The 2,454-nt window shown below is 70.1% G+C and carries 1 protein-coding gene; it reads left to right on the top strand.

Annotation, left to right across the window (positions count from 1 at the left end):
• Positions 1-559: 559 nt before the first annotated feature.
• Positions 560-2,260: a SpoIIE family protein phosphatase gene (locus tag VN779_RS08645; RefSeq protein WP_325721920.1), complete on the top strand. Its 1,701-nt coding sequence runs from the start codon at positions 560-562 to the stop codon at positions 2,258-2,260.
• The last annotated feature ends 194 nt before the right edge of the window (positions 2,261-2,454 follow it).

Genomic DNA, 2,454 nt, shown 5'->3' with positions numbered 1-2,454 from the left:
GCCAAGCGGCGGGCCTGGCAAGGCGCCGGAGCATCCTCGCGCTCCTCATTCAACACCGTGGGTCGTCTGTGGATGTTTCGGCAACGCAGCCAGGGTCGTCGATCGGCCGATTCGCCCCCAACATGGGATCAGACGCCCTCTGAGGCTGCAAAACGATGCTGAGGCCGCGTCAGGCCGTATCCGGTAGCTGACAGACAGTTGCGCGCGTCTCGGCTGGTGACGCACAAGTGTGTGCCCGGAGCCGGCTGGGTAGGCCGACCGCATCCGGCTCACCTGATCGGCCGGTGTGTCCAACGTCTCGCCGATTGTGGAGCGTGGTCGGCCCGCTACGGCGAGCGCGTTGGGAATGTCCATCTTCGCGGTGGTCTGGACCTGTTGACGCGGCCGGCCCGGTCGGCGGATCGGGAGAATCCTGGCTCAATCACTCCCTGTAGACAGGCGGTGACGGCTAAGCTCGATCCGGTGAGACGGCGCCGGACGTGGACCGGCGGCCGCCCGTACGGCGGCGGACGGCAGTCCGTCGTCTCGTCGCGAACGGTTAGGGGACGGGAAGCGAGCTGTGGCCCGAGACGCCATTCGGCAGCAGAGCCCTGCCGCGCACGAGACCGGTTCCGACTCGCCGCTGCTGCGCGCGCTGCTGCACGACGGATCGGTCGCCTTCGCCTGCTATGGCGCGGACGGCCGCTACCGCCAGGTCAGCCGGGCGCTCGCGGAGATCAACGGGCTCAGCGTCGAGGAGCACCTCGGCCGGCTGCCCAGCGAGATCCTGCCCGGCGAGCTGGGGGAGCAGGTCGAGGAGTCGGTGGCACGGGTGGTGGCCACCGGCAAAACCTGGCGCGAGCCGGAACAGCGCTGGGAGGCCGCCTCGTGGGCGCCGGCGCCGCGCGGCCCCGGTGTCCGCGTCCTTCGAACACACTGGTCCCCGGTGCACGACCCGGCCGGGCAGATCACTGGAGCTCTCGCGATCGTGCACGACGTGACCGACCGGCACCGCATCGCCGAGCTGCTGGGCTCTACCCAGTGGCGGATCGGCAAGCTGCAGACCGTCGCCAGGGAGCTGGCCGGCGCGCTGACCATCGGGGAGGTGCGCGCGGCCGTGGCCAAGCTGGGCCAGGTGACCGGCGCCTCGCATGTCGAGCTGCGGCTGCTCGACCCGATCGGCCGCTCGCCGTGGCCGCAGACCCGGACTGTGCGCTCGCTTCCGGCGCAGCGCCAGTCACGGGTAGCGGACGATGAGCGCTGGGAACGGCGTACCGCATCCTGGCCGCCGCTTCTCACCGCTGCTGTCCGCGCGGGGCACGCCTGCTACCTCGCGGATCGCGGCGCGGTGCGAGCGGCCTTCCCCGAAGCGGTGGAGTGGGAGGACTCGCTTGAGGCGGAGCAGTCCTGGGCGGTGCTACCGCTGACCACTGCCGCCGGCCCGGTCGGCGGTCTCTACCTCGTGTACGAGTCGGCCCGCACCTTTGACGAAGACGATCAGGCCTATCTCCAGGCGCTCGCCGGACAATGCACCATGGCCGTCGCACGGGCGCGCATGCACGAGCGTGAACACCGTCAGGTCGTCTCGCTTCAGGATGCGCTGCTGCCCAAGCGGCTGCCCGATCTGCCCGGTATCGATGCGGCCTTCCGCTACATCCCCGGCTCGCTGGACACCGAAGTCGGCGGCGACTGGTACGACCTGTTCGGCTTCCAGGACGGCCGGCTCGGCATGGTTGTCGGCGACGTGATCGGCAAGGGCGTCACCGCCGCCGCCGGCATGGGCCGCGTCCGTGCCGCGTTGCGCGCCCTCGCATACAGCGACCCTTCACCGCGCGCCGTACTCACCGGACTCGATCGCCTTTTCGACGCCACTGAGAACGCCGAATCGCTGACCACCGTCGTGTACTCGGTCTACGACCCGGCCACCGGCGGTCTCGTCATCTCCGACGCGGGCCATCTGCCGCTGCTGGTGATGACGGCCGAGGGCGACGCGCGCTACGTGGACGCGACGCCGGAGGCCACGCCGCTCGGCTGGAGCGAGGAGCGGGTCGAGCACCGGCTCTCGCTGCGGCCCGGCGACATCGTGATCGGTTTTTCGGACGGTCTGGTGGAGACGCGCGTCGACTCGCTCGATGAGGGACTCGCTCGGCTGCGCGCCGCGGCCCTCTCCGCGCCGGACACCGCGCTGGAACCGCTGCTCGATCATCTTGTCGAGACGATGCTGCGTGAGCACGAGCAGGACGACGACGTGACGCTGCTCGCAGTGCGGGTTCGGGTCTGAGGGGGCGCCTGATCCCAGGTTGGGGTCTAGCGTCACGCACTGTCAGCGGCGGTTTGCCGCAATTGTCGGGTACGGCACAGCGAATCGGCCAAGCGGCGGGCCTGGCAAGGCGCCGGAGCATCCTCGCGCTCCTCATTCAACACCGTGGGTCGTCTGTGGATGTTTCGGCAACGCAGCCAGGGTCGTCGATCGGC

The organism is Actinocrinis sp., from assembly GCF_035605935.1.
Lineage (GTDB): Bacteria > Actinomycetota > Actinomycetes > Streptomycetales > Catenulisporaceae > Actinocrinis.
This window is presented reverse-complemented; position numbering and strand designations above follow the sequence as displayed.